Source organism: Hymenobacter setariae (genome assembly GCF_007713685.1).
GTDB lineage: Bacteria > Bacteroidota > Bacteroidia > Cytophagales > Hymenobacteraceae > Hymenobacter > Hymenobacter setariae.
Window position 1 is genome coordinate 398,926 of the sequence record NZ_VMRJ01000002.1, and the last position, 22,617, is coordinate 421,542.

The 22,617-nt window shown below is 60.1% G+C and carries 13 protein-coding genes; 12 read left to right on the forward strand and 1 reads right to left on the reverse strand.

Annotated features, from left to right (window positions below):
• Position 1: 1 nt before the first annotated feature.
• The 7 genes from FNT36_RS08155 (at position 2) to FNT36_RS08185 (ending at position 13,773) form a co-directional block, all read left to right on the forward strand.
• A complete protein-coding gene (locus FNT36_RS08155) occupies positions 2–1,963 on the forward strand; it encodes an alpha-L-arabinofuranosidase C-terminal domain-containing protein (RefSeq protein ID WP_233635777.1) in 1,962 nt (653 codons plus the stop codon).
• 148 nt (positions 1,964–2,111) lie between these two features.
• The gene (locus FNT36_RS08160) at positions 2,112–3,674 is read left to right on the forward strand and encodes an alpha-N-arabinofuranosidase (RefSeq protein ID WP_144846271.1); all 1,563 of its coding nucleotides are present in this window, start codon (positions 2,112–2,114) and stop codon (positions 3,672–3,674) included.
• Between the two features lie 215 nt (positions 3,675–3,889).
• Positions 3,890–6,145: a M60 family metallopeptidase gene (locus FNT36_RS08165; protein WP_233635778.1), complete on the forward strand. Its 2,256-nt coding sequence runs from the start codon at positions 3,890–3,892 to the stop codon at positions 6,143–6,145.
• A gap of 265 nt (positions 6,146–6,410) precedes the next feature.
• Positions 6,411–9,569, forward strand: a complete 3,159-nt coding sequence (locus tag FNT36_RS08170; protein WP_144846275.1) for a glycoside hydrolase family 2 TIM barrel-domain containing protein — start codon at positions 6,411–6,413, stop codon at positions 9,567–9,569.
• A gap of 157 nt (positions 9,570–9,726) precedes the next feature.
• Positions 9,727–10,398, forward strand: coding sequence for a hypothetical protein (locus FNT36_RS08175; protein WP_144846277.1), 672 nt, complete (start codon positions 9,727–9,729; stop codon positions 10,396–10,398).
• 15 nt (positions 10,399–10,413) lie between these two features.
• A complete protein-coding gene (locus tag FNT36_RS25905; RefSeq protein WP_317129599.1) occupies positions 10,414–12,549 on the forward strand; it encodes a BNR-4 repeat-containing protein in 2,136 nt (711 codons plus the stop codon).
• 210 nt (positions 12,550–12,759) lie between these two features.
• Positions 12,760–13,773 carry a glycoside hydrolase family 43 protein gene (locus FNT36_RS08185; protein ID WP_144846279.1) on the forward strand — a complete coding sequence of 338 codons (1,014 nt, stop codon included), beginning with the start codon at positions 12,760–12,762 and terminating at the stop codon, positions 13,771–13,773.
• 35 nt (positions 13,774–13,808) lie between these two features.
• Here the strand turns inward: FNT36_RS08185 and FNT36_RS08190 are convergent, their stop codons facing one another.
• Complete coding sequence (locus FNT36_RS08190) at positions 13,809–15,881, reverse strand: right-handed parallel beta-helix repeat-containing protein (protein ID WP_233635779.1); 2,073 nt, start codon at positions 15,879–15,881, stop codon at positions 13,809–13,811.
• Positions 15,882–16,234: 353 nt separating this feature from the next.
• On the opposite strand from FNT36_RS08190, the gene FNT36_RS08195 reads away from it, so the two are divergent.
• The 5 genes from FNT36_RS08195 to FNT36_RS08215 all read left to right on the forward strand — a co-directional run bounded on the left by FNT36_RS08195 (position 16,235) and on the right by FNT36_RS08215 (position 22,577).
• A complete protein-coding gene (locus tag FNT36_RS08195) occupies positions 16,235–16,828 on the forward strand; it encodes a DUF4269 domain-containing protein (protein WP_233635780.1) in 594 nt (197 codons plus the stop codon).
• A gap of 269 nt (positions 16,829–17,097) precedes the next feature.
• Positions 17,098–17,646: a hypothetical protein gene (locus FNT36_RS08200; RefSeq protein ID WP_144846283.1), complete on the forward strand. Its 549-nt coding sequence runs from the start codon at positions 17,098–17,100 to the stop codon at positions 17,644–17,646.
• 229 nt (positions 17,647–17,875) lie between these two features.
• Complete coding sequence (locus tag FNT36_RS08205; protein WP_144846285.1) at positions 17,876–20,083, forward strand: choice-of-anchor I family protein; 2,208 nt, start codon at positions 17,876–17,878, stop codon at positions 20,081–20,083.
• Positions 20,084–20,131: 48 nt separating this feature from the next.
• Positions 20,132–21,799, forward strand: a complete 1,668-nt coding sequence (locus FNT36_RS08210) for an alkaline phosphatase family protein (protein WP_233635781.1) — start codon at positions 20,132–20,134, stop codon at positions 21,797–21,799.
• A gap of 340 nt (positions 21,800–22,139) precedes the next feature.
• On the forward strand, positions 22,140–22,577 hold the full coding sequence (locus FNT36_RS08215) for an organic hydroperoxide resistance protein (protein WP_144846289.1): 438 nt from the start codon (positions 22,140–22,142) through the stop codon (positions 22,575–22,577).
• Positions 22,578–22,617 lie beyond the last annotated feature (40 nt).

Consider the following 22,617-nt stretch of genomic DNA (forward strand, 5'->3'; position numbering starts at 1 on the left):
GTTGACCTCTCTTCTTCCCTCCCTGCGGTCGCTGCTGTGCGCGGCCGTACTGGCTGCGCCGCTGCTGGCGGCAGGCCAGGCCAAACCCACCGCCAAGGCCATCAGCCCCGATTTGTTCGGCATTTTTTTCGAAGATATCAACTACGCCGCTGATGGGGGGCTGTATGGCGAGCTGGTGCAAAACCGCTCCTTCGAGTACTCGCCCAGCGACCACGGCGGCTGGCACCCGCTCACCAGCTGGGACTACCTGCACGATGGCTACGCCATGGGCAGCGTATCGGTAGAAAGCGCCGCCCCGCTGCACGCCAACAACCCGCACTACGTGCAGCTGCGCGTCGAAAATCCCTTCCAGAAGGGCCTAGGGCTGAAAAACAACGGCTTCGATGGCATGGCGCTGAAAGCCGGCGAGAAGTACGATTTTTCGCTGTGGGCGCGGGTGAAGTCGGGCGCGGCCGTGCCGCTGCTGGTGCAGCTGCGCGATAAGAAAGATAAAGTGCTGGCCGAAATCACGCTGTCGGCCCAGGCTGCTGGCTGGCAGCAGTACCGCGCCACCTTCACAGCCCCGGCCGCCGAGCCCGAGGCCAGCCTGGTAGTGCTAGCGACCGGCAAGGGCGTGGTAGACCTCGACATGGTGTCGCTGTTCCCGCAAAAGACTTTTCACAACCGCCCCAATGGTCTGCGCCCGGATTTGGCCCAGGTTATTGCCGACCTCAAGCCCAAGTTCGTGCGCTTTCCGGGGGGCTGCCTGGCCCATGGCGACGGGCTGGATAACATGTACGACTGGAAAAAAACCGTAGGGCCGGTGGAGCAGCGCGTGGCCCAGCGCAACATCTGGAACTACCACCAAACGGCCGGCCTAGGGTACTTCGAGTACTTCCAGTTTTGCGAGGACATCGGGGCTAAGGCCCTGCCCGTGGTGCCGGCCGGCGTGAGCTGCCAGAACTCGGGCGGCTCGTGGCGCATCGGTGGGGTGGGGCAGCAGTGCATTCCGCTAGCAGATATGGCCGCCTACACCCAAGACGTGCTCGACCTGATAGAGTACGCCAACGGCCCGGCTACCTCGACCTGGGGCGCCAAGCGGGCCGCGGCCGGCCACCCCGCGCCCTTCAACCTGGAGTATGTGGGCATCGGCAACGAGGACAAAATCACGGAGGGTTTTGAGGAGCGGTTCAAGATGATTTATGCCGCCGTGCACGCCAAATACCCCAAGATGCAGGTAATTGGCACCGTGGGCCCCTCGCCCAAGGGCGAAGACTATGACAAGGGCTGGACACTGGCTGGCCAGCTCAACGTGCCGCTCGTGGACGAGCACTACTACGAAAAGCCCAAGTGGTTTTTGACCAACAACCGCCGCTACGACACCTACGACCGCAAAAAGCCTAAAGTGTACCTAGGCGAGTACGCTTCGTGGGGCAACACCCTATTTAACGCTGTAGCCGAAGCCGCCTACATGACCTCTTTGGAGCGCAATGGCGATGTGGTGCGCCTGGCCAGCTACGCACCGCTGCTGGCCAAGGAAGGCCACACGCAGTGGAATCCCGACCTCATTTACTTCAATAACAGCACGGTAGTGCCCACCGTGAATTACTACGTGCAGCAGCTCTTCGGCCAAAACCAGGGCACCGACTATGTGGCTGGCGTAGTTGCGCCGCCCGCCGGCGCCGTGGCCGATACCACCGTGGCCGCCTCCTGTGTGCGCGACGCCAAAACCGGCGACGTTATCCTGAAGCTGGTAAACGCGAGCGCCACCGCCCAGCCATTTCAGGTCGATTTATCGGGCCTCAAGGGCCTAAATATGGCGGCCACGCGCACCGTGTTTACTGGCGATAAGGATGCCAAAAACACGTTCGCCAGCCCTAACACAGTAATGCCAAAAACTGCCGCCTACAAAGCAAAGTCGCGCTTCTCCTACGAGGCACAACCCTACTCGCTGACGGTAATCAGGCTGCGCGGCAAGCGCTAATTAAAAATTCTATCTGTCATGCAGGGCGCAGCGAAGCATCTCGCGTGGCGCACTAACCTAGGCGCTAACAACGAAGCGAGCGAGATGCTTCGCTGCGCTCTGCATGACCCTTCTTTTGGCTTTTTAATCTCCACAATCACCCCCACCTATGCCCACTTCTTCTTTTCGTCGCCTCACTCTCGCTGCGCTTGGGCTGGCCGCGCCCTTGGCCGCTGTCCAGGCCCAAACCGTGCAAATGACCGTGCAGCCCGGCGACCCCAAGCTCATTGTGAGCAAGCACATTCAAGGACAGTTTGCCGAGCACCTAGGGCGCTGTATTTACGACGGCTTCTGGGTTGAGCCCGGCATGAACGTGCCCAAGCAGGGCCGCATCCGCATGGATATTGTAGACGCGCTCAAGAAAATCCACGTGCCCAACCTGCGCTGGCCCGGCGGCTGCTTTGCCGATACTTACCACTGGCACGATGGGGTAGGGCCTACCGCCCAGCGCCCCAAGATGCTGAACTTGTGGTGGGGCAATACCCTAGAAGACAATAGCTTCGGCACGCACGAATTTTTGGAGCTGTGCGGCCTGCTCGGCACCGAGCCCTACCTGGCGGCCAACGTGGGCAGCGGCACGGTGCAGGAAATGAGCAACTGGATGGAGTACCTCAACTCGAACGAGGACACCCCCATGGTGCAGGAACGCAAGAAAAACGGCCACGCCGAGCCTTACCAGGTATCGTGGTGGGGCATTGGCAACGAGAGCTGGGGCTGCGGCGGCAACATGACGGCCCAGTACTACACCGACGTGTACAAGCGCTACGCCACCTTCGCCCACGACTACCCCGGCACTCGCCTCAAGAAAATCGTGAGCGGCGCCAACGGCGACGACGCCAACTGGACCGAGACCTGCATGAAAAACATCCCGCTCAACCAGATGTGGGGCCTCACCTTGCACCAGTACACGCTGCCCACCGGCAGCTGGACCGGCAGCAAGGGTAAGGCTACCGGCTTTGGTGAGCAGGAGTATTTCAACACCATGCGCAACGGCCTGCGCATGGACGCCATCGTGGCCAAGCACGCCGCCATCATGGATAAGTACGACAAGAACAAGCGCGTAGCACTGCTCGTGGATGAGTGGGGCATCTGGACCGACGTGGAGCCCGGCACCAACCCCGGCCACCTCTACCAGCAAAACACGCTGCGCGACGCCCTGCTGGCCGGCACCACCCTCAATATCTTCAACAACCACTGTGACCGCGTGAAGGGCGCTAACCTGGCCCAGGCTGTGAACGTGCTGCAAGCCCTGGTGCTGACCGATAAGGAGAAGATGCTGCTCACGCCCACCTACCACGTGTTCGACCTTTACCAGGTGCACCAGGATGCGCAGTACCTGCCTCTGCAATTCACGAGCCCCGACTACACCCTAGGTGGCGAGAAAATCCCGGCCCTGAACGCCTCGGCTTCGAAAGACAAAAACGGCGCGGTGCACATTTCGCTGGTCAACCTCGACCCCAAAAACGCGCTGACTCTCGAAACCGCTCTGCCCGGCGTGAGCTTCAAAACCGTGACCGGCCGCATGCTGACCTCGGCCAGCGTGAGCGACTACAACACCTTCGACAAGCCCAACAACATCAAGCTGGCCGACTTTAAAGGCGCCAAGAAGAAAGGCGACAAGCTGGCCGTGACCCTGCCGCCCAAGTCGGTAGTGGTGGTAGAGTTGAAGTAAGCAATGGCTGGTCTGCTCGCCCTAGGGTGAGCAGACCAGCCATTGCTACGTTAAGCGGGCGCATGGTAGTAGCAGCGCCGCTGCAACGCTAGGCAGTGGAAGTGGCTCAGTAGATGGCAATGGTGGTCGGTGTTGCGCCGCAGAGCGTGCACGGCCAAGTATGAACCAGTAAAAAGCAATCGCTTATGCCGAGTCCTAGGAAGTTATTTTGGGTTATGTGGCTGGTGCTCGTGGTGGGCCAAGCCAGCTCGCTGGCTGCGCAAGGCCTCGACAAAGCTGTGCTGCTGCAAGGCGTGGGCAAGGTACCGCTACCAGCTGTGCTCGGTACCACCATTACCATTAATGAGCAGCCCGAGATTATTCTGACGGCCGGAGCCGCTCCGGACGACCCAGACCAGTCGTTTCAACTCATTGCGTTGGCTAGTAGCCGCCTAGGTAAGGGAAAAATACTGGCGTTCAGTACAAACGAGTATTTTCGCAAGCCACTGGTGCAGCAGGCCGAAGTGCAGAAGCTGCTGCTGAACTGCCTTGGCTGGGGCAGCAGCGCCCGCCGCAAGCGCGTGCAGGTGTGGGGCGGCGACGATGCCCTGTCCGCCTTTCTCACGCAGCAGGCGCGGGCCAAGCTGGTTGGTACAGCCACTGCTCTTGACCCCTCGGCCGAAATTTTACTGCTAAGCCAAGAGGTGGCCGACACGGCGCAGGTAAGCCGCATCGAAAGGTTTGTACGCCAAGGCGGCACGCTGCTCTATGGCTACCCGCTGCCTAGTACGCCACCGACGCCGGCCCAAAAGCTGTCCAAAACGCGATGGAACAAGCTGCTAACCCAAGCAGGCCTGCTTCAAAGCACTTACCTCACTTTAAAATACCCAAAGCCAGCTTTTCTGAGCGCGGAGCCTGCGCCTAGGTACCTAGGTATCCGCAATATGCTCGAAAGCGTAAGCGCCCAGATTTATCAAATGCCGCCGGCGCCTATGCAGGGCGGCTACATTTTTAACTACACCCTGGAGCAGGCTCTAGGGCTAAATCCGGCTGACGCGCCCATCCAGAAGCAGATACGGGAGGCCGCGCATTATTGGCCCGATTCGGTCATTATTCCGACGCCCGAAAAACCGGTGAAGCTGGGCCGCAACTACTCGGCCTACTTCATGCAGCATCTCTTGCAGGAAAACCAACTGCGCGAGCACCCTAACCCGGCCTACGTGGCGCCCGCCGCGGCCACGTTTCCGGGCGCGGTGCCGGCCGCAGCACCTCGCCTTACTACTGAGTTAGTGCTGCCTGTGCGCGTGGGCACCAATGGGGTAGTGGAGCCGAGGCCAGGCTACCGCTTGGCGCATGGCACGGGCCTGTACGTGGCACCCGGCGAAAAGGTAGTCATTTACTTGGCCGCCAAGGACTCGATGCACCGGCTGGCGGCTCAGATTGGTGTGCATAGCGTCGATTTAACAAACAACCAACGCTTTACCCGCGAACCCTTTGACCTGACGCGCCGCTTCGAGCTGAAACCGGGACGCACCGAAATCTACTCGCCTTACGGCGGCGCGCTGCTAGTAAATATCCCCGATACGACTTCGCTGAAGGAATTGCGCATTAGGGTGGAAGGGGCCGTGCGGGCCCCACGCTTCGAGCTTGGTAAAACCAGCCTTGCTGAGTGGCAAAAGACCATCCGGCAGTACCCCGCGCCTTGGGCCGAGTTGGTGAGCAACAACATCAGCCTGACGGTGCCCTCGGCGCGCATCCGTGCCCTCGACGACCCGGCCAAGGTATTAATGTTCTGGGATGCTGTGCTGGCTACTGATGCCAAGTTGGCCGCCCTCCCCGCGCCCCGCGGCCATCCCGAGCGCGTTGTTGTAGACCAGCAGTTGCCGGACGGAGCCTATATGGTTACAGGTCTTGACCGCACTATTGTGCCCGACGACGAGAGCTGTGCGCACATGCTGGACGCGGATTTTATGTGGAAAACCGGCTCCTGGGGCCACTTCCACGAGCTAGGGCACCGGCATCAGTTTCGGGGTATCGACTTTGACGGGCTAAGCGAGGTCAGCGTTAACCTGTACACGATGTATGTGTTTGACAAGCTGCTGCACAGGGGTTTGTATGCGAACAACCACGAGCGGCTACGAAGCAAACAGCAAGTGACGGAGGAAGTAAAGAGATACCTAGCCAACTCGCCTTCCTTCGAGAAGTGGAAGGCGGACCCCTTCCTAGCCTTAGTCATGTACGTGCAGCTCATCGACGCCTTTGGCTGGGAGCCCATCGAGCAGGTGTACCGACAATACCGGCAGCTACCGCGCAGCCAGTACCCGGCCACCGAGGCTGCCAAGCGCGACTATTGGTTTTCGGCCATCAGCACGGCCACGCGGCGCAACCTAGGTCCCTTCTTTGCCCAGTGGCGGGTGCTGGTGGGGGAGGAGGCCGCCCAACGGGTAGCCAACTATCCCACCTGGCTGCCTGCCGAGATGCAGAAAAAATAGGAAATGGCGGCCCTAGGTGGGGTTAGTGGATGAATAGTTTGCCAAGCGCCTAGCACAACAGGCCGCGACGCAAGCCGCGAAACAGTAGCTGGTTGCGGGCCGGTATGCCCAAAGTTGGTATGGTGGCTTGTCAAATATGGCCCCCTCATTCAGCGAAAACCGACCCGCCCGCCCCCGCGAATGGGCGGTAGTATTGTAGCTGCTAGCGCATAGCCCGTCCGCGGGCAATGGCGCTACGGCACGTCTGCCTTTTCCCACCTTCACTATGTCCGATTTTCGTTTGCCGCTCGCGGCGCTGCTTCTCACCAGCGGCCTAGCTGCCGCCCAGGCCCCCGACCCCGCCGAGTGGCAAAACCCGCAGCTAACCCAGCAGGGCCAGGAGGCGCCCCGCGCCAGCTTCCAGCTGTATGAGCAGCCGGCCGACGTGGCCGCCGACGACTACGCCCGCTCGCCCTGGTACCAGAGCCTAAACGGTACCTGGAAATTCAATTACGTGGCCCGGCCCGCCGAGCGGCCCATGGATTTCTTTCAGCCCGGCTTCAACGATGCCAGCTGGAAACCCATTGCGGTGCCCGGCAACTGGGAAATACAGGGGTTCGGTATTCCGATTTATACCAACGTCACGTACCCCTTCCCGCGCAACCAGCCTTTCATCGACCCGAGCAACAACCCGGTAGGTACCTACCGGCGCAGCTTCACGGTGCCGGCCGGCTGGCAGGGTAAAGAGGTGCTGCTGCACTTCGGCGCCATTTCGGGCTGTGCGTTTGTGTATGTGAATGGGCAGCGCGTGGGCATCAGCAAGGCGGCCAAGTCGCCAGCCGAGTTCGACATTACCAAGTACCTCAAGCCCGGCGACAACCAACTGGCGGTGCAGGTGATGCGCTGGCACGATGGCTCGTACCTCGAAGACCAGGACTTCTGGCGTCTTTCGGGCCTCGACCGCGACGTGTACCTCACGGCACTACCCAAGCACACGATTTGGGATTTCTTCGCCCACGCCGACCTCGACCCGAGCTATAAAAACGGCCAGTTCAGCACTGAGGTGATGGTGCGCAGCTTCGGCAGCGCGCCCGCCGCCCGCCTCACGGCCGAGGTCCTCGACCCCAGCGGTAAAGTGGTGCTGCGCCAGCAGCAGGCCGTGGCCGCGCCTACCAGCGCCGCTACGCAGGAGGTGAAGCTCAGTGGCGCTATTAAAAACGTGCGCCCCTGGAGCGCCGAGGTGCCCACGCTCTACCAGCTACGCCTCACGCTGGCCGATGCCCAAGGTAAAACGCTGGCCACGACGGGCAGCAAAATTGGCTTCCGCAAGGTCGAAATCAAGAAGGCCCAGCTGATGGTGAATGGTGTGCCTGTAGAAGTACACGGCGTGAACCGCCACGAGCTAGAGCCCACCACCGGCCGCGTGGTCACGGAGGCTGGCATGCGCCGCGACCTAGAGCTGATGAAGCAGCACAACATCAACGCCATCCGCAGCTGCCACTACCCCGACGATGAGCGCTGGCTGCGCCTGTGCGACGAGCTGGGCTTTTACCTCGTGGACGAGGCCAACATCGAAACCCACGGCTACGGTGCCGAATTTCAAGGCTACCTCGACAAAAGCAAGCACCCCGCCTACCTACCCGAGTGGAAGGCCGCTCACCGCGACCGCATCAGTCGGCTGGTCGAGCGCGACAAAAACCACGCTTCGGTCATCATTTGGAGCATGGGCAACGAGTGCGGTAACGGGCCGGTGTTCCACGAAGCCTACACCTGGCTCAAGCAGCGCGACCCCAGCCGGCCCGTGTCGTTTGAGCAGGCCGGCGAAGATGTCGATACCGACATCGTGGCGCCCATGTACCCCCGCATGAGCCACATGCGCAAGTACGCTGAGGCCACCGACAAAACTCGCCCCTTCATCATGTGCGAGTATTCGCACGCCATGGGCAACAGCAGCGGCAACTTTCAGGAGTACTGGGACCTGATACGTGCCCACCCGCATATGCAGGGCGGCTTTATCTGGGACTGGGTTGACCAGGGCCTGGCCACCAAAACCCCCGATGGGCGTCCCTTCTTTGCCTATGGCGGCGACCTAGGCGGCTATCACCTCCAAAACGACGAAAACTTCTGCGCCAATGGCCTCGTGGCCGCCGACCGCACGCCGCACCCCGGCCTGCTCGAAGTCAAGAAGGTGTACCAGGATATCCGCTTCACGGCCGCCCAGCCCGCCAGCGGGCGCGTGACGGTTATCAACTGGTTTTCCTTTAAAAACCTCGACGACTACACCTTCCGCTGGGAGCTGCTGCGCAACGGCGCCGTGGCCAGAACCGGCACCTTCGCAGTGGGCAAGCTCGGCCCGCGCCAGCAGAAGGAAGTGAAGTTGGCCCTGCCTGCGCTAAAGCAGGAAGCAGGCACCGAATACGTGCTCAATGTATTTGCCACTACCAAAGCCGCCGCGCCACTACTGCCGGCCGGCCACGAGGTGGCTCGCGAGCAATTTGTGCTCACGCCAGCCACGGCCTATTTCGCGGCGGCCCCGGCGCCAGCGGGCACCCTCGACGTGAAGCGCGACGGCGACAAGCTAACCTTCACGGTGGGCGACGTGCGCGGCGAGTTTAATACCCGCAGCGGTCGCCTCACCGACTACCGCCTGAAAAACCAGTGGGTAATGAACAACTACCCCGAGCCCTACTTCTGGCGCGCCCCCACCGACAATGACTTTGGCAACGGCATGCCCGAGCGCCTAGGCGTGTGGCGCGGCGCCCACGCCAACCGCCCGGTGCAGCGCGTGACGGTGGGCGAGCAGTCGGCCGCCGGCCTGCCCATCACGGTCGAGTACCGGCTCGCCGACCTAGGCGTGCCCTACACCGTGGCCTACCTGGTGCAGCCTGATGGCGCGGTGCGCGTGACCGCTAGCCTCGATATGCAGGATAAGACCCTGCCCGAACTGCCGCGCTTCGGCATGCGCCTGGAGGTACCTAGGCGCTTTGACCAGCTGCGCTACTACGGCCGCGGCCCCCACGAAAACTACAGCGACCGCAACTCCGCCGCTTTGCTCGGCACTTACCAAGATTCGGTGCGGCGTTCGTTTCCGGGTACCTACATCCGGCCCCAGGAGTACGGCTACCACACCGATACGCGCTGGCTTACCCTCACCGATGCCGCCGGCCAGGGCCTGCGCGTGGAGGGCGCCGGCCAGCCTATCTGCTTTAGCGCCTTGCCCTTCCGCAGCGAGGACCTCGACCCCGGCCTCAGCAAAAAGCAGCAGCACCCCACCGACCTCAAGGCGCACGGCCAAACTTGGCTGCACCTCGACCTAGCCCAGCGCGGCGTGGGCGGCGACGACAGCTGGGGCGCCCTACCCCACGACCCCTACCGCCTGCTGGCCAAGCAGTACAGCTACAGCTACACCCTGCGCCTGGTTGATGACAAAAAGCCGCAGCCCTAGGTAGCGTTTAAAAAGGCCTGTCATGCTGAGCGCAGCCGAAGCATCTCTATCGTACCGTTGAACGGATTGGATGAAGCGATAGAGATGCTTCGGCTGCGCTCAGCATGACAAGCGACTTTTGCGTAAGTCTTAGATACCAAACTAGCGCCTGCTTATCATGAGGACTTCTCTTATTGCCAGCATATTACTTGCTGCTGGCTGCTTGGCTGGGCACCCTAGCCAGGCGCAGCAAGCGCCCATTGCGCCCCTGGCGCCGGCAACTCCAGTAGTAGCCCCACCTAGGTCAGGCTTAGAAGTTGGGTCTCAAGCGAAGCAGCCGGCTACTTCGGCGCCCATGGCCACCACGCCGCCCATGGCCACCACGCCGCCCCAGCGCCGGCCCACTACTTCAGAGCCAGTAATCATTCTGAACGGACGCTACCTCATGGGAATGAATGCCCTAGGTGCTATAAATCCGCAGCAAATAGATAGAATCGAAATTTATAGGCTAGACAGTGGCCCCATGCAATGGCGCACTTTAGCTGAGCCCGGTATTATGAGCATAACGATGAAAGCCAAGCCCAGGCTTAAGTTGAAAGCGAGGTCGCTGACGGCCATCAAGCGCGCGCTAGGATTGCGTGGCCCAGTCAGGTTTGATTTTAATGGTGCTCCTATTCAAGATGAGTCGCTGCAGATAGCTACTAGTGAAATCGCGGGCCTTGATGTAACTCAGGCTACCCCAGGTACCGCCGATAAGGCCGTCGTTAATATCCGCTCGGTGCCCTACAAGCCGGCGCCGAATCACTACCCGCCCGGCACCATCATGATTCGCGGCCTAGCGCAACAGTAATTCTTAGCCTTAATAATGTCTATAAAGCTCCTTTCACAGTTTTTGCTGCTCACGCTGCTCATTACCACCATAGGCGCCTACGCCCAAACGCCTGTGGGCCTAGGTTGGGCCAAAAACAACGTGAATGGCGCAATTTTTCGCAAGAACTCGGTGGTGAGCCAGGGCCAAAATCAGTATGTGGCCTACTACGACTCGGCAGGCTACGTGACCCTAGGTAAGCGCCGCCTTCCCAATGGCCCGTGGCAGGTGCAGCGTACGCCCTACCAGGGCAATGTGAAGGACGCGCACAACGTCATCAGCCTCATGGCCGATGGCGCGGGCTACCTGCACCTGAGCTTTGACCACCACAACAATCCGCTGCACTACTGCCGCAGCATCGCGCCCGGCGTGCTCACGATGGGCGCGCTGGAGCCCATGACCGGCCAGCAAGAGCAGAAAGTGAGCTACCCCGAGTTTCACCGCTATCCCAATGGCGACTTGCTCTTTATGTACCGCGACGGCGGCTCGGGCAACGGCAACCTCGTGCTGAATCGCTACGACCAAAAAACTCGAAGATGGACGCGCCTGCACGACGTGCTCATCGACGGCGAGGGCCAGCGCAATGCCTACTGGCAGGCCTGCATCGACCCTAGGGGCACCATCCACGTATCGTGGGTGTGGCGCGAAAGCCCCAACGTGGCCTCCAACCACGACATGGCCTACGCCCGCTCCGTGGATGGCGGCCGCACCTGGCAGAAGAGTACCGGCGAAGCCTACGCGCTACCCATCACGGCGGGCTCGGCCGAGTACGCCGCCCGCATCCCGCAAAACTCAGAGCTCATCAACCAAACCACTATTACGACCGATGCGGCGGGCGCGCCCTACATCGCCAGCTACTGGCGGCCCCAGGGCACACAGGTGCCGCAGTATCAGCTTATCTATCTCAAAGACAAGCAGTGGCGGACTGCTCAAATTAGCCAGCGCACCACGCCCTTTAGCCTGAGCGGGGTGGGCACGAAGAAAATCCCGATTTCGCGCCCGCAACTGCTGGTAGCTACCCAAAAGGGTCGCACGGCCGCCTACTTACTCTTCCGTGACGCCGAGCGCCAAGACCGGGCCTCGGTGTTGCACTGCGCCGACCTAGGCAAAGGCGCTTGGGCTGCCGCCGACCTCACTGCCACCACCGTCGGCAACTGGGAGCCCAGCTATGACACCGAGCGCTGGAAAAAGGAGCAGGTACTGAGCCTCTTCGTGCAGCGCACCGGCCAGGGCGATGGCGAAACCCTCGAAAACCTGCCCGCCCAGCCCGTGTATGTGTTGGAATGGCAGCCCGGCCAACCCGCACGGCCGGCCACCCTAGGTGCCCTTACAGTGCCAGCAGGTACGCAAGGTCAGTCAGTGCCAGCTTCTTACCAGGGCTGGAAATTGGTATGGGCCGACGAGTTCAACCAAAAAGGCCGGCCCGACCCAGCGAATTGGCAGTTTGAAACCGGCTTTGTGCGCAACCACGAGCTGCAGTGGTACCAGCCCGAAAACGCCCGCTGCGAAAAGGGCCTGCTCGTTATCGAAGCCAAAAAAGATAGTCGCCCTAATCCCACTTACCAGCCCGGCAGCACCGATTGGAAAGATAGTCGCCCATCTATCGGCTATACCTCGGCTAGCCTCCATACTAGCGGCCGGCACCAGTGGCAATACGGCCGCTTCGAGATGCGCGGCCGCATCGATGCGCGCGCTGGTCTGTGGCCCGCTTTCTGGACCCTAGGCGTGGCCAAGCCCTGGCCCAGCAATGGCGAAATCGACATCATGGAGTACTACCAAGGCAAGATATTAGCCAACGTGGCCAGCGGCACCGATAAGCCCTACACCGCCAAGTGGCACTCCGAAACTAAGCCCGTGGCCAGTTTCGCCGACCCCGATTGGGCCAAGAAGTTTCATGTGTGGCGCATGGACTGGGATGCCACGGCCATCCGCCTCTATGTCGATGACCTGCTGCTAAACGAGACGCTCCTCACCCAAACCGTGAACCAAGACGGTACCAGCTTTAACCCCATGATGCAGCCGCACTACCTACTGCTCAACCTGGCCCTAGGGGGCGATAATGGCGGCGAACTTGCTGATGCTACCCTGCCCAGCCGCTACGAAATCGACTACGTGCGCGTGTACCAGCAGTAGCATGGCGCGAGCTCTCAGTCTGCAAGTTTAGGCAAGCAGCATCGCAGTGGGGTACTCGCAGACTGAAAGCTCGCGCTACCCCGTCTGCCGGGCCGGCGTAACTTGGCTCCCCGCCGCCGTGCAGCCATAAGGTCGGCGTTGCGTCTTCTTCTCATGCCCACCCGTCGTCATTTTCTTACTGGTTCGCTCACCGGCTTAGCCTTGCTTGCTATGCGTCAGCCACTTGCCGCGGCTGCGGCCCGCACCTATACTAACCCTGTGCTGGCCGGCAATTTTCCGGACCCCTTCGTGTTGAAGCACGGCAAGCGCTACTACGCCTTCGGTACCACTGGGCGTGGGCGCACCGCCGATGGACGCATTTTCACGCTCTTGCAGTCGGAAAATCTAGTAGATTGGCGGCCCCTAGGTGGGGCGCTTACGCCCCCGGCTGGTAGCGAGGAATTTGATTTTTGGGCGCCTGAGGTGGTCGAGCACGAGGGCACTTTCTACATGTATTACTCGCGGGGCGGCGGTGCCATTGGGGCTACCGTAGGCCACCAGCTGCACGTGGCTACCAGCTCTAAGCCCGAAGGCCCCTACACCGAGATAGCCGCGCTGCCGGTGCCCGACAGCCAGTTTACCATCGACGCCCACGCCTTTAAGGACACCGACGGGCAGTGGTATCTGTTCTACGCCCGCGATTTTACGGATACGAACGACGGCTATTACCCCGGCACCGGCCTAGTGGTAGACCGCCTCACCAGCATGACCCAGCTCGCCAACGCGCCCCGCACCGTGCTGCGCGCCCGCCACAGCTGGACCATCTTTGAGGCCAACCGCCTAATGCCGCTCTACGACAACCGCACCTTTGCACAGTGGCACACGATGGAAGGCCCCTTCGTGCGCCGCCACGATGGCAAGTACTACTGCTTTTTCAGCGGCGCCAATTTCCTTACCGACCGCTACGGGGTCGATTACTGCGTGGCCGAGCACATCATGGGCCCCTACGTCGACTCGGGCTCCGATGCCGGGGCGCGGGTGCTGCACTCGGTGCCCGGCCACGTGCGCGGCCCCGGCCACCACAGCCATACTATGAGCCCCGACGGCCGCACCGAGTACCTCGTGTACCACGCTTGGAACGCCGCCATGACCGCCCGCGAGCTCTGCATCGACCCACTGGCCTGGACTGCTGATGGCCCTAGGTGCCTTGGGCCTACCTACACCCCGCAGCCCCGGCCACGGTAGGGTAGGGGCTGTGGGGTGTAGGTAGGCCCTGTTTTTTAGTTTATGGTCAGCTTGGCGCGCTGCTGGCCGCACTGCACTATGTATAGGCCGGGTGCTAAGCCTGCCACTGGTAAAGTAGCGTGGCCACTGGCAGCTACTACGGTGCTGGTTACCAATTGTCCGCGCACATTGAGCACGCGTACGGAGGTGCCAGCTGCCCCTTCTACCATCACTAGCTCTTGGGGCTGGGCCGGGTTGGGGTACAGCTGCAAGGTGGGCAAAGCTACCCCGCCCCTAGTGGCAAGAGCGGTAGCAGTGTTGAGGACGCGTAAAGGCGAGTAGGTCACCTTGTTATTAGTATCTACTTGCTGCAAACGATAGTACACTGTGCCACTGGCTGTGGCAACTAAAGTAGTGTCGCTGTATTGGTAAGTATGCGCCAGGATAGTAGTGCCGTGGCCCACCAGGAGACCTAGGCGCTTGAACGTTACACCGTCAGTACTGCCTTCGATAATAAAGTGAGCGTTATTTTGCTCTGAAGCGGTGCGCCAGCTTAGTAGGGCAGCGCGGCCCGCACGCACAGCCGTAAACTCGGTAAGTACAACGGGCAAAGGGGCGGTTTTCGATTCAATTGCGCCGATGTTGCTGGGGTCGGTCATATCCGGCGTGGGGTTGCCTACAAAATCACGCGGGCCGGGGCTGATGTTAAATACCGCCTTCAAATTGAGACCTGCTCCCTGCACAGGTGAGTCGGGTAGGGGGGCCAGTGTGGGGTCGGCTCGGGGTAGCTGCGGGTCGGCGCTTACGCCGGTGGCGCGGCCATCGGCTAGCTGTTCCTGGCCCGTGGCGGCGCGCCAGCTACCTAGGTCAGTGTAGGTGGTGCCTGCCCAGTCAAGGCGTAGCTGGCGGGCATTCCAGTAGCAGTTGCCCTCAAGGCGCAGGCTAGTGGGGCAGACGGCACCGACGACTTGCAGCGAACCAGTCGTAACCAAGACGTTATTGCGAATCAACAAGTCGCTGAAGCCGTAGCTCATAATATGCAGCGCCTTAGGCTGTGAGCCATCGGCTGGCGGCGTCATCATAACAGTGTTATTGTGGATGAGGGCGCGCTCAATACCACCGCTTGCTCCCGACGACCACACAGTAATGGCGCCTTGGTTGTACTGGCGGGCATCGTTCTCGCTCACGTTGTAGCGTACTGTCAGGTCGTGCATGGGCGGGGCGTTGTAGTACTGCGCCAGCAAGTAGCCGGGCCCCCCGTTGTCGTGCGAGTAGTTGTACTGGAGTATCGAATTGGTGCAGCCGCCGTCGAGGTCAAAGCCACCGCCATCGTGGGCAGTGCCCGAGCTATTGTGGTGCGACTCGCAGTGCTGAATTACTAGATTGTTGCAGCAATAGCCCCAGATACCTACCGGGCCGCCCCCTGGGTTGGCATTGAGCCAGCCATTGTGGTAGGCCTCGCAGTTCTCGACCAGTGCGCCATCGATACCTGCCAGCACAATGCCATTACCCGTGTTTGTGTACGTTACTTCGGGCACACCAGCGTTGTCATATACCTGGCAGTTACCCACGTACCAATTGTGGTGAGCCGCCAGGTCTTCCGAGAAAGACGATATACCAGATTCACCGTTTGCGTGTGCTTGGCAGTTTGTGATGCGCACATCGGAGTAGCCGCTGGTACCATTCCAGCTAGCTACGAGAATCCCGCCGTGCAGGTAGCCGCTTACATCTAAGCTATCTAAGCGCAGGTAGTTAAGGTTGGTGGCTGGGCTGTCTACATAAAAGCTCACTCCTTGTTCGGTATTCGTGCGGGCGCCACTGCCCTTAAAAGTCAAGCGGCGTACCTCGATGCCGGCTACGTTGTAGCCATACAAACCAGAAGAGGAGCCACTAGCGATGATAGCCGGTTGGCTGCCGTAGGAGCTAATTACTAAAGGCTTAGCGGGGGTGCCCGCGTTGCTGCCTAGGTTGATGCTGCCTACAAAGGTTTGGCCGCCTTCAAATAGTACCCGGTCGCCGGGTAGGAAGGTAGCGGCATTTACCCGGTCGATAGTACGCCAAGCGGTGCCTGCTGTGGTGCCCGCCTGTGCATCGTCGCCCAGAGGGCTGACAAAGTAGGTGGCAGCCATTGTGGGAACACTATAACAAAAAAATATAAATTGGAAAAGTATAATTATATTGCGCATAGCTCTCTGTTAATGTAGCGGTGGCTACAAAGTTATATAGAGGCTATATAATAAAAATAGTACTAAAAATTCGAATAATTTATAATTATTTTAGAAAATAAAGGCTGTGAATAGCAGTTTTGAGTGATTGCCGCAAATTATATAATTATTCCAGTTGTCCTGATAAATGCAATTTTGTGTTCTTTCTGAGTTTGTGGTTATAATTCGCCTTACAATTATGCATAGAGGCGTCGCCAGCCAGCGTAGTTTTGAAAGCCGGTTTATGCTCTATATCTGGCGTCTTAGCTGTTGTGCATTTGAACGTAAATTGGAAAGACCCTCGCTACCTGGCAACGGGAACCTGCCGCCAGCGGCGCACCTACGCGCTGCTGCAAGAGCTAGGTATTCTAACAACCCTAGGTGTCTTCGACCCAGTAATAGCGGGTACTATTCCACTAGGTATTGACTTGCCCACCAGTGATATAGATATTATCTGTGAATTGTCACCGGCGACTGGCCCAGCCTTTGAGCACTTGCTATGCTCGCACTACGGGCACTTGCCAGCCTTTCGGATAGGTACTTCAAGCAGCAGTAAGATTCCGGCGATGATAAGCAGCTTTCGCTACTTAGAAACCGAAATTGAAGTGTTTGGCCAAGCATTGCCCACAGGGCAGCAATACGCGTTTCGGCACTTAGTAGTAGAGCACGCGGTGCTGCATGCCGGCGGCCCAGCCTGGCACACAGCTGTGCGCCGCCTCAAAGCACAGGGCCTGAAAACGGAGCCGGCCTTTGCCGGGCTGCTACAACTGCCGGGCGACCCTTATGAAGCGCTGCTGACGTTGGAAAACCTATCGGCAACTGAGCTAGCCGCTCGGCTGGCCCAGATTACGCTGCCTAGCAGCCAGCACTAACATCGGGACCTAGAAAGCCGTCGAAAATACTAGATAACCCGCAGTAGCCGCTAGTAGCTAGGCTTGGTACACAAGTGCAGTGGTGGACAAAAGCTTAACATAGCAGCGTAACATTTGGACAAGAATAAGCCGTACTATTGTGTTTCCAATGCGCTACACTAAGTAGTGCCTGGTAAATTATTTGTAAAGAGAGGGTTAACCGGTGATTAACGACGGGCTTACCCTATTTAGTAGCTCCGCCAACCACCCCAAAACTCTCACCCACGATTATGAGCAAAGCTAAAAAAGCCCTAACCGACCACCTGGCCGCCGCCGTGGTTCCCCACCTAGGGACGGAAGCCAGCACCAATGAGCCTCCCAAGGCCGTCAGTAAAACCCTACGTAAGCTTGCTAAGCAACTGCTAAAGCAGCAGACTAAGACCGAAAAAACGCCCCCGGCCCCCGTGGCACCCAAAGCCAAGCGTGTGCGCCAAGCCCTAACTAGTGAGCTAACCGGCGCCCTGCAACCCTACTTGAGCCCCGAAGGCGAAGAAGCCGCACCGCCATCCAAAGCGGTCACCAAGCTCATTCAGCGCCTATCGAAGAAGCTGGTGAAGCAGCGCCACAAGCAAGCCAAGCAGTCGGCCAAAGCAGCCAAGAGTAAAGACGCACCCACAGCGGCTAGCGAGGGCAGCGCCGCCTCGGCCCCGCGCCCCGGCCGGCCGCAGCCCCCACGCCCGGCATCGGTAGCGTCGGCGCCCCGCCCGGTAGCCCCCAAGCGGCGCCCCGCCCCAGCCAAGCCCGCCCCAGCGCCTGCCACCCCGGCCCCGCAGGAGTAGGCGCTCGGCCTTAGGCTGAAGCTAAGCGGGGCCAACCGCTGGCTAGCGCCTAGTATGATGCAAGCTGCCCGCACCTTAGCCTACCTAGGCTGAGTGCGGGCAGCTTTTTTTAGTTTGGGAAATAAGGCAAGGGATAGCACCCTAGCAGTAATTTATTTCATAATATCGCCATCATACTGCCGCAACAGGCTGTCGATAGCTTTGACGCTTCAACCTCATTGTGGCGTCTATGCACCTAAACTTTTCCCCACTCCTTTCGGCTACTTTGTTGCTGGGCCTAGCGGCCGGGGCGGCCCGCGCCCAAACCACACCCACCATTGCCCGGCCTAGTGCTACACTCACCGTAGCTGAGGACGCGGGTTCAGTCAGTATTCCGCTCAGTATCACCAACCCGGGCACGGTGGCTAGCACGGTGCAGGTGGCGGTGCAGGCCCTAGGTACGGCCACGGCGGGGCAAGACTACACCTACGCCATTACCCAAACCGTGACGTTTCCGGCTGGGGCAACGGGCACCCAGACGCTCACCATTCCTATCCTCGATGATGCGCTGGCCGAGGAAACCGAGTACTTCGTAGTGCGCCTGCTCAACCCGACCAATGCCACCGTATCGGCCACGGCCAACGACATTCTGGTTTATATAAAAGACAACGACACGCCCGCCCCGGCGCGAGCCAATAATTTGACCCTAGGGCTGGTGCAGAGCTACCAAACGGCCACGCCCTTCAGCGGCAACACGCAGATTAATTCGGCCGAAATAGCGGCCTTCGACCCTACCACCAAGCGCCTGTATGTGGCCAACTCTATTGGCGGCAAGCTAGAGATTTTGAACCTAGCCAACCCGGCGGCCATTGCGGCCGTGGCTTCTATTGACATCAAAAGCTACGGCGGCCTCAACTCGGTGGCCGTGCGCAACGGGCTGGTAGCCTGCGCCATCGAGAATAGCAACCCGCAGCAAAATGGCAGTGTGGTGTTCTTCGACCAGAACGGCGCGTTTCAGAAGCAGGTGACCGTGGGCGCCATGCCCGACATGATAACCTTCTCGCCCGATGGTCGCTACGTGCTCACGGCCAACGAAGGCGAGCCCAATGCCGCCTACACCACCGACCCCGAAGGCAGCGTGTCGGTTATCGACATTTCGGGCGGCATCGCAGGTCTTGCGCAGGCCAATGTGAGCACGGCCACCTTTACGGCCTTCAACAGCCAGGCCGCCGCGCTGCGGGCACAGGGCATTCGCATCTACGGTGGTCTGGCGGCCTCGCCCAGCACCGTGGCCCAAGACCTAGAGCCCGAATACATTGCGGTGAGCGCCAACTCGCAAACGGCCTACATCACGTTGCAGGAAAACAACGCCATCGCGGTGCTCGACCTGGCCACCAAGCAGATAACGGCCCTCCGCCCAGTGGGCTACACCGACCACACGCAGCCCGGCCGCAGCCTCGACGCCTCCGACCGGACCACCGAAGTGCTGATGGCCAACTGGCCCATCAAGGGCATGCGCCAGCCCGATGCCATCAACTTGGTTGAGGTCAATGGCACTAGCTACCTACTCACAGCCAACGAGGGCGACTCGCGCGACTACTCCGGCTTTAGCGAGGTGGTGCGCCTAGGTGCCAATGGCTACGCGCTCGACGCCACGGCCTTCCCCAATGCCAGCCTGCTCAAGCAAGAAACCGTGCTGGGTCGCCTCAACGTGACCAACAAGCTAGGTGACACCGACGGTGACGGCGACTTCGACGAAATCTATGCCTACGGCGGACGCTCGTTCAGCATCTACAACGCCGCCACCGGCGCCGAGGTGTACGACAGTGGCAACCTGCTGGAACGCGTAACCGCCGCCGATGCCACCTACGGCGCCATCTTCAATGCCAGCAACGGCTTTGAGGCGCCCGTGCGCAAAAATCGCTCGGACGACAAAGGCCCTGAGCCTGAGGGCGTGACTACCGGCCGCATCGGCAACAACCTCTACGCCTTCGTGTCGATGGAGCGCGTGGGTGGCGTCATGGTGTTCAATATCAACAACCCCGCCGCCCCGGTACTCGAAACCTACGCCAACAACCGTAGCCTCACCACTACTACCGGCGACCTAGGGCCCGAAGGCATCGTGTTTATCAGCGCCGCCGACAGCCCTACCGGGCAACCTTTGCTACTGCTCGCCAACGAGGTCAGCAGCACCATCGCCGTGTATAGCCTCCAGGCCAACACGCCCACAGCCGCCCGGCCAGGGCAAGGTGCCGAGCCACTGGCCGCTTACCCTAACCCCAGCCAGGGTGCGCCCGTGCGCCTGAGCCGGGCCGTGTCGGGTACCTTGCACGACCTGGCTGGCCGCCCCGTGCGCCACCTGCGCGCCACCGACCGCCTCGATACCAGTGGCCTCGCCGCCGGGGTGTACTTGCTGCGCGCCGACGATGGTGCTGCTACCAAGCTGATAGTAAACTAGGTGCCGGGGCGCAGGCACTGGATGCGTGCGCCCCGATTTTTTCTGCGAATGTTCTCTCCCTACCTCCTTGCCACCAGCCTGCTCCTAAGTAGCTCCGCGCTGCTGGCCCAAACCCGCCCCACGCCCAAGCTGCTGGTGGGCATCATGGTCGACCAGATGCGGCCCGACTACCTCACCCGCTTCAGCCCCGAGTTTGGGCCCGATGGCTTCAAACGGCTGCTGCGTGAGGGCTTTCAGTGCCGCAACACGCACTACAACTATATTCCCACCGTGACGGGGCCCGGCCACTCTAGCGTGTACACCGGCACCACGCCGCGCTACCACGGCATAGTGGGCAACTCGTGGTACGACCGCCGCCTGCGCCACGACGTGTATTGCACCGACGACACCACCGTTCAGCTCGTGGGCACCACTACCAAGGGCACAGGCGTATCGGCCCGCAACCAGCTCAGCACCACCCTAGGCGACGAGCTCAAGATGACCTACGGCGGCCGCAGCAAGGTGCTGGCCTTGTCGCTCAAAGACCGGGCTTCGGCTCTGCCCGCCGGCCATATGGCCGACGGTGCCTTCTGGCTCGATGTGAACACCGGCGACTTCATTTCGAGCACCTTCTACATGACGAAGCTGCCGGCCTGGGTCACCGAGTTTAATGCCCAGAAAAAGGCCGATGCCTACCGCCAGCAAACCTGGTCGCCGCTGAAGCCCGCCTCAGCCTACCTCAATAGCCTGCCCGACTCGAACCGCTACGAGCGCATTTTTAAGGGTAAAACGGCCGCCACCTTCCCCTACGACCTCTCGAAGCTGGCCCCGCAAAACCCACCCGCCTACGAGAGCATGTACACTTCGCCCTTCGGCGATAACCTGCTGACCGACCTCGCCCTTGCTGCTCTCAAAAACACCGACCTAGGGCGCGACGACGTGCCCGATTTGCTGGCCATTAGCTACTCGAGCCCTGACGCGGTAGGCCACACCTTCGGGCCACTTTCGAAGGAAGAAAACGACCTCTACCTGCGCCTCGACCTCGAGCTAGCGCGCCTGCTGAAAACCCTCGACCAAACCGTCGGTAAGGGCAACTACACCGTCTTCCTAACTGCCGACCACGGCGCTAGCGAGGTGACGCGCTATCTCGCCGACCATCAACTGCCCGTCGGCACCTTCGACCGCCGAGGGGCCTACCAGGCGGCCAATGCCTACCTAGTAAGCCAGTTTGGCCCTGGCCAGTGGCTCGAAAAAGAAATCAATAACACGTACTTTTTCAATCGCTCGCTGCTGGCCCAGCGTAAAATAGAGCTACCCCACGCCCAGCAGGTGTTGGCTGAGTTTATGCGCGAGCAGCCCGGTATTGCGCAAGTCAATACGACCACGCAACTGCTCAATGGTGGATACACTACCGGCCTCGAAGCCAAGCTAGTAGCCAGCCTCTACTACCCGCGCTATGGCGATGTGCACTATGAGCTGCTGCCCGGCTGGACCGGTGATATTGGTGTGGGTGCCAGCCACGGCACCGGCTATGCTTACGATAGCCACGTGCCGCTGCTGTGGTGGGGCATGGGCATCCCGGCAGGCGTCAGCTACGCGCCCCACACCATCACCGACATCGCACCCACGGCGGCCATGATTCTCAATAGCAAGCTGCCCAGCGCCTGCACGGGCCAGCCCATTGTGGAAGTGCTAGGTGCTAGCCCCAAGCCCAGCGGCCCGGCCCGCCGCAAATAGGCCCCCTGGGCCGGACTAAAACGGCCTCTGTATTGAAACAGCCCCAGCCTTCACCCGAAGTCTGGGGCTGTTTCAATACAGAGGCCTTGAGGCTTTAAGTATAATATGTATTTAAATTAAACTCATTGTCTAACAGGTAATTGAATCAATAATATTAAAATATATTGTGCACAATTTAAAATTGTAAAATTGATTGTGCTAATTTTGCAGCACGCTAGAAGAAATTTCTGCTTCTCACGCATCGCTTGCGATGGTAGATGGGCTCAACATCTTCTGATGGTTGCTTTCCCTAGCAGCCTTTGCCAAGCTTGTTTCTAATTCACTTTCATAAATAACTACCATGAAAATCAACAAAGTATTTACCGCGCAGGCTAAGGCCATCGGCGGCCGCGACGGTCACGTTACGTCCGACAACCAAGTGCTCGACCTCAACCTGAGCACGCCTAAGGAGATGGGTGGCCCCGGCAAAGCTGGCGCTACGAACCCCGAGCAGCTTTTCGCCGCTGGCTACGCCGCTTGCTTTGAGGGTGCCCTAGGTGTGGCTGCTCGCCAGGCTAAAGTGAAGCTCGAAAACGTATCGGTAGAGGCCTTCATTGGCTTCGGCCAGGCTGAAGATGGTGGCTACGGCATCTCGGCTGACTTGCACGTGAACCTACCCGGCTTCGAGCAGGCTCAAGCAGAGTCGCTGGTAGAAGCTGCCCACGGCATCTGCCCCTACTCGCGCGCTACCAAAGGCAATATCGAGGTGAGCCTCACCACGACTACCAACGCTGCCTAGGTCTTAGTAAAAGTTGAAAAAAGGAAGGGTCAGGCCGTGC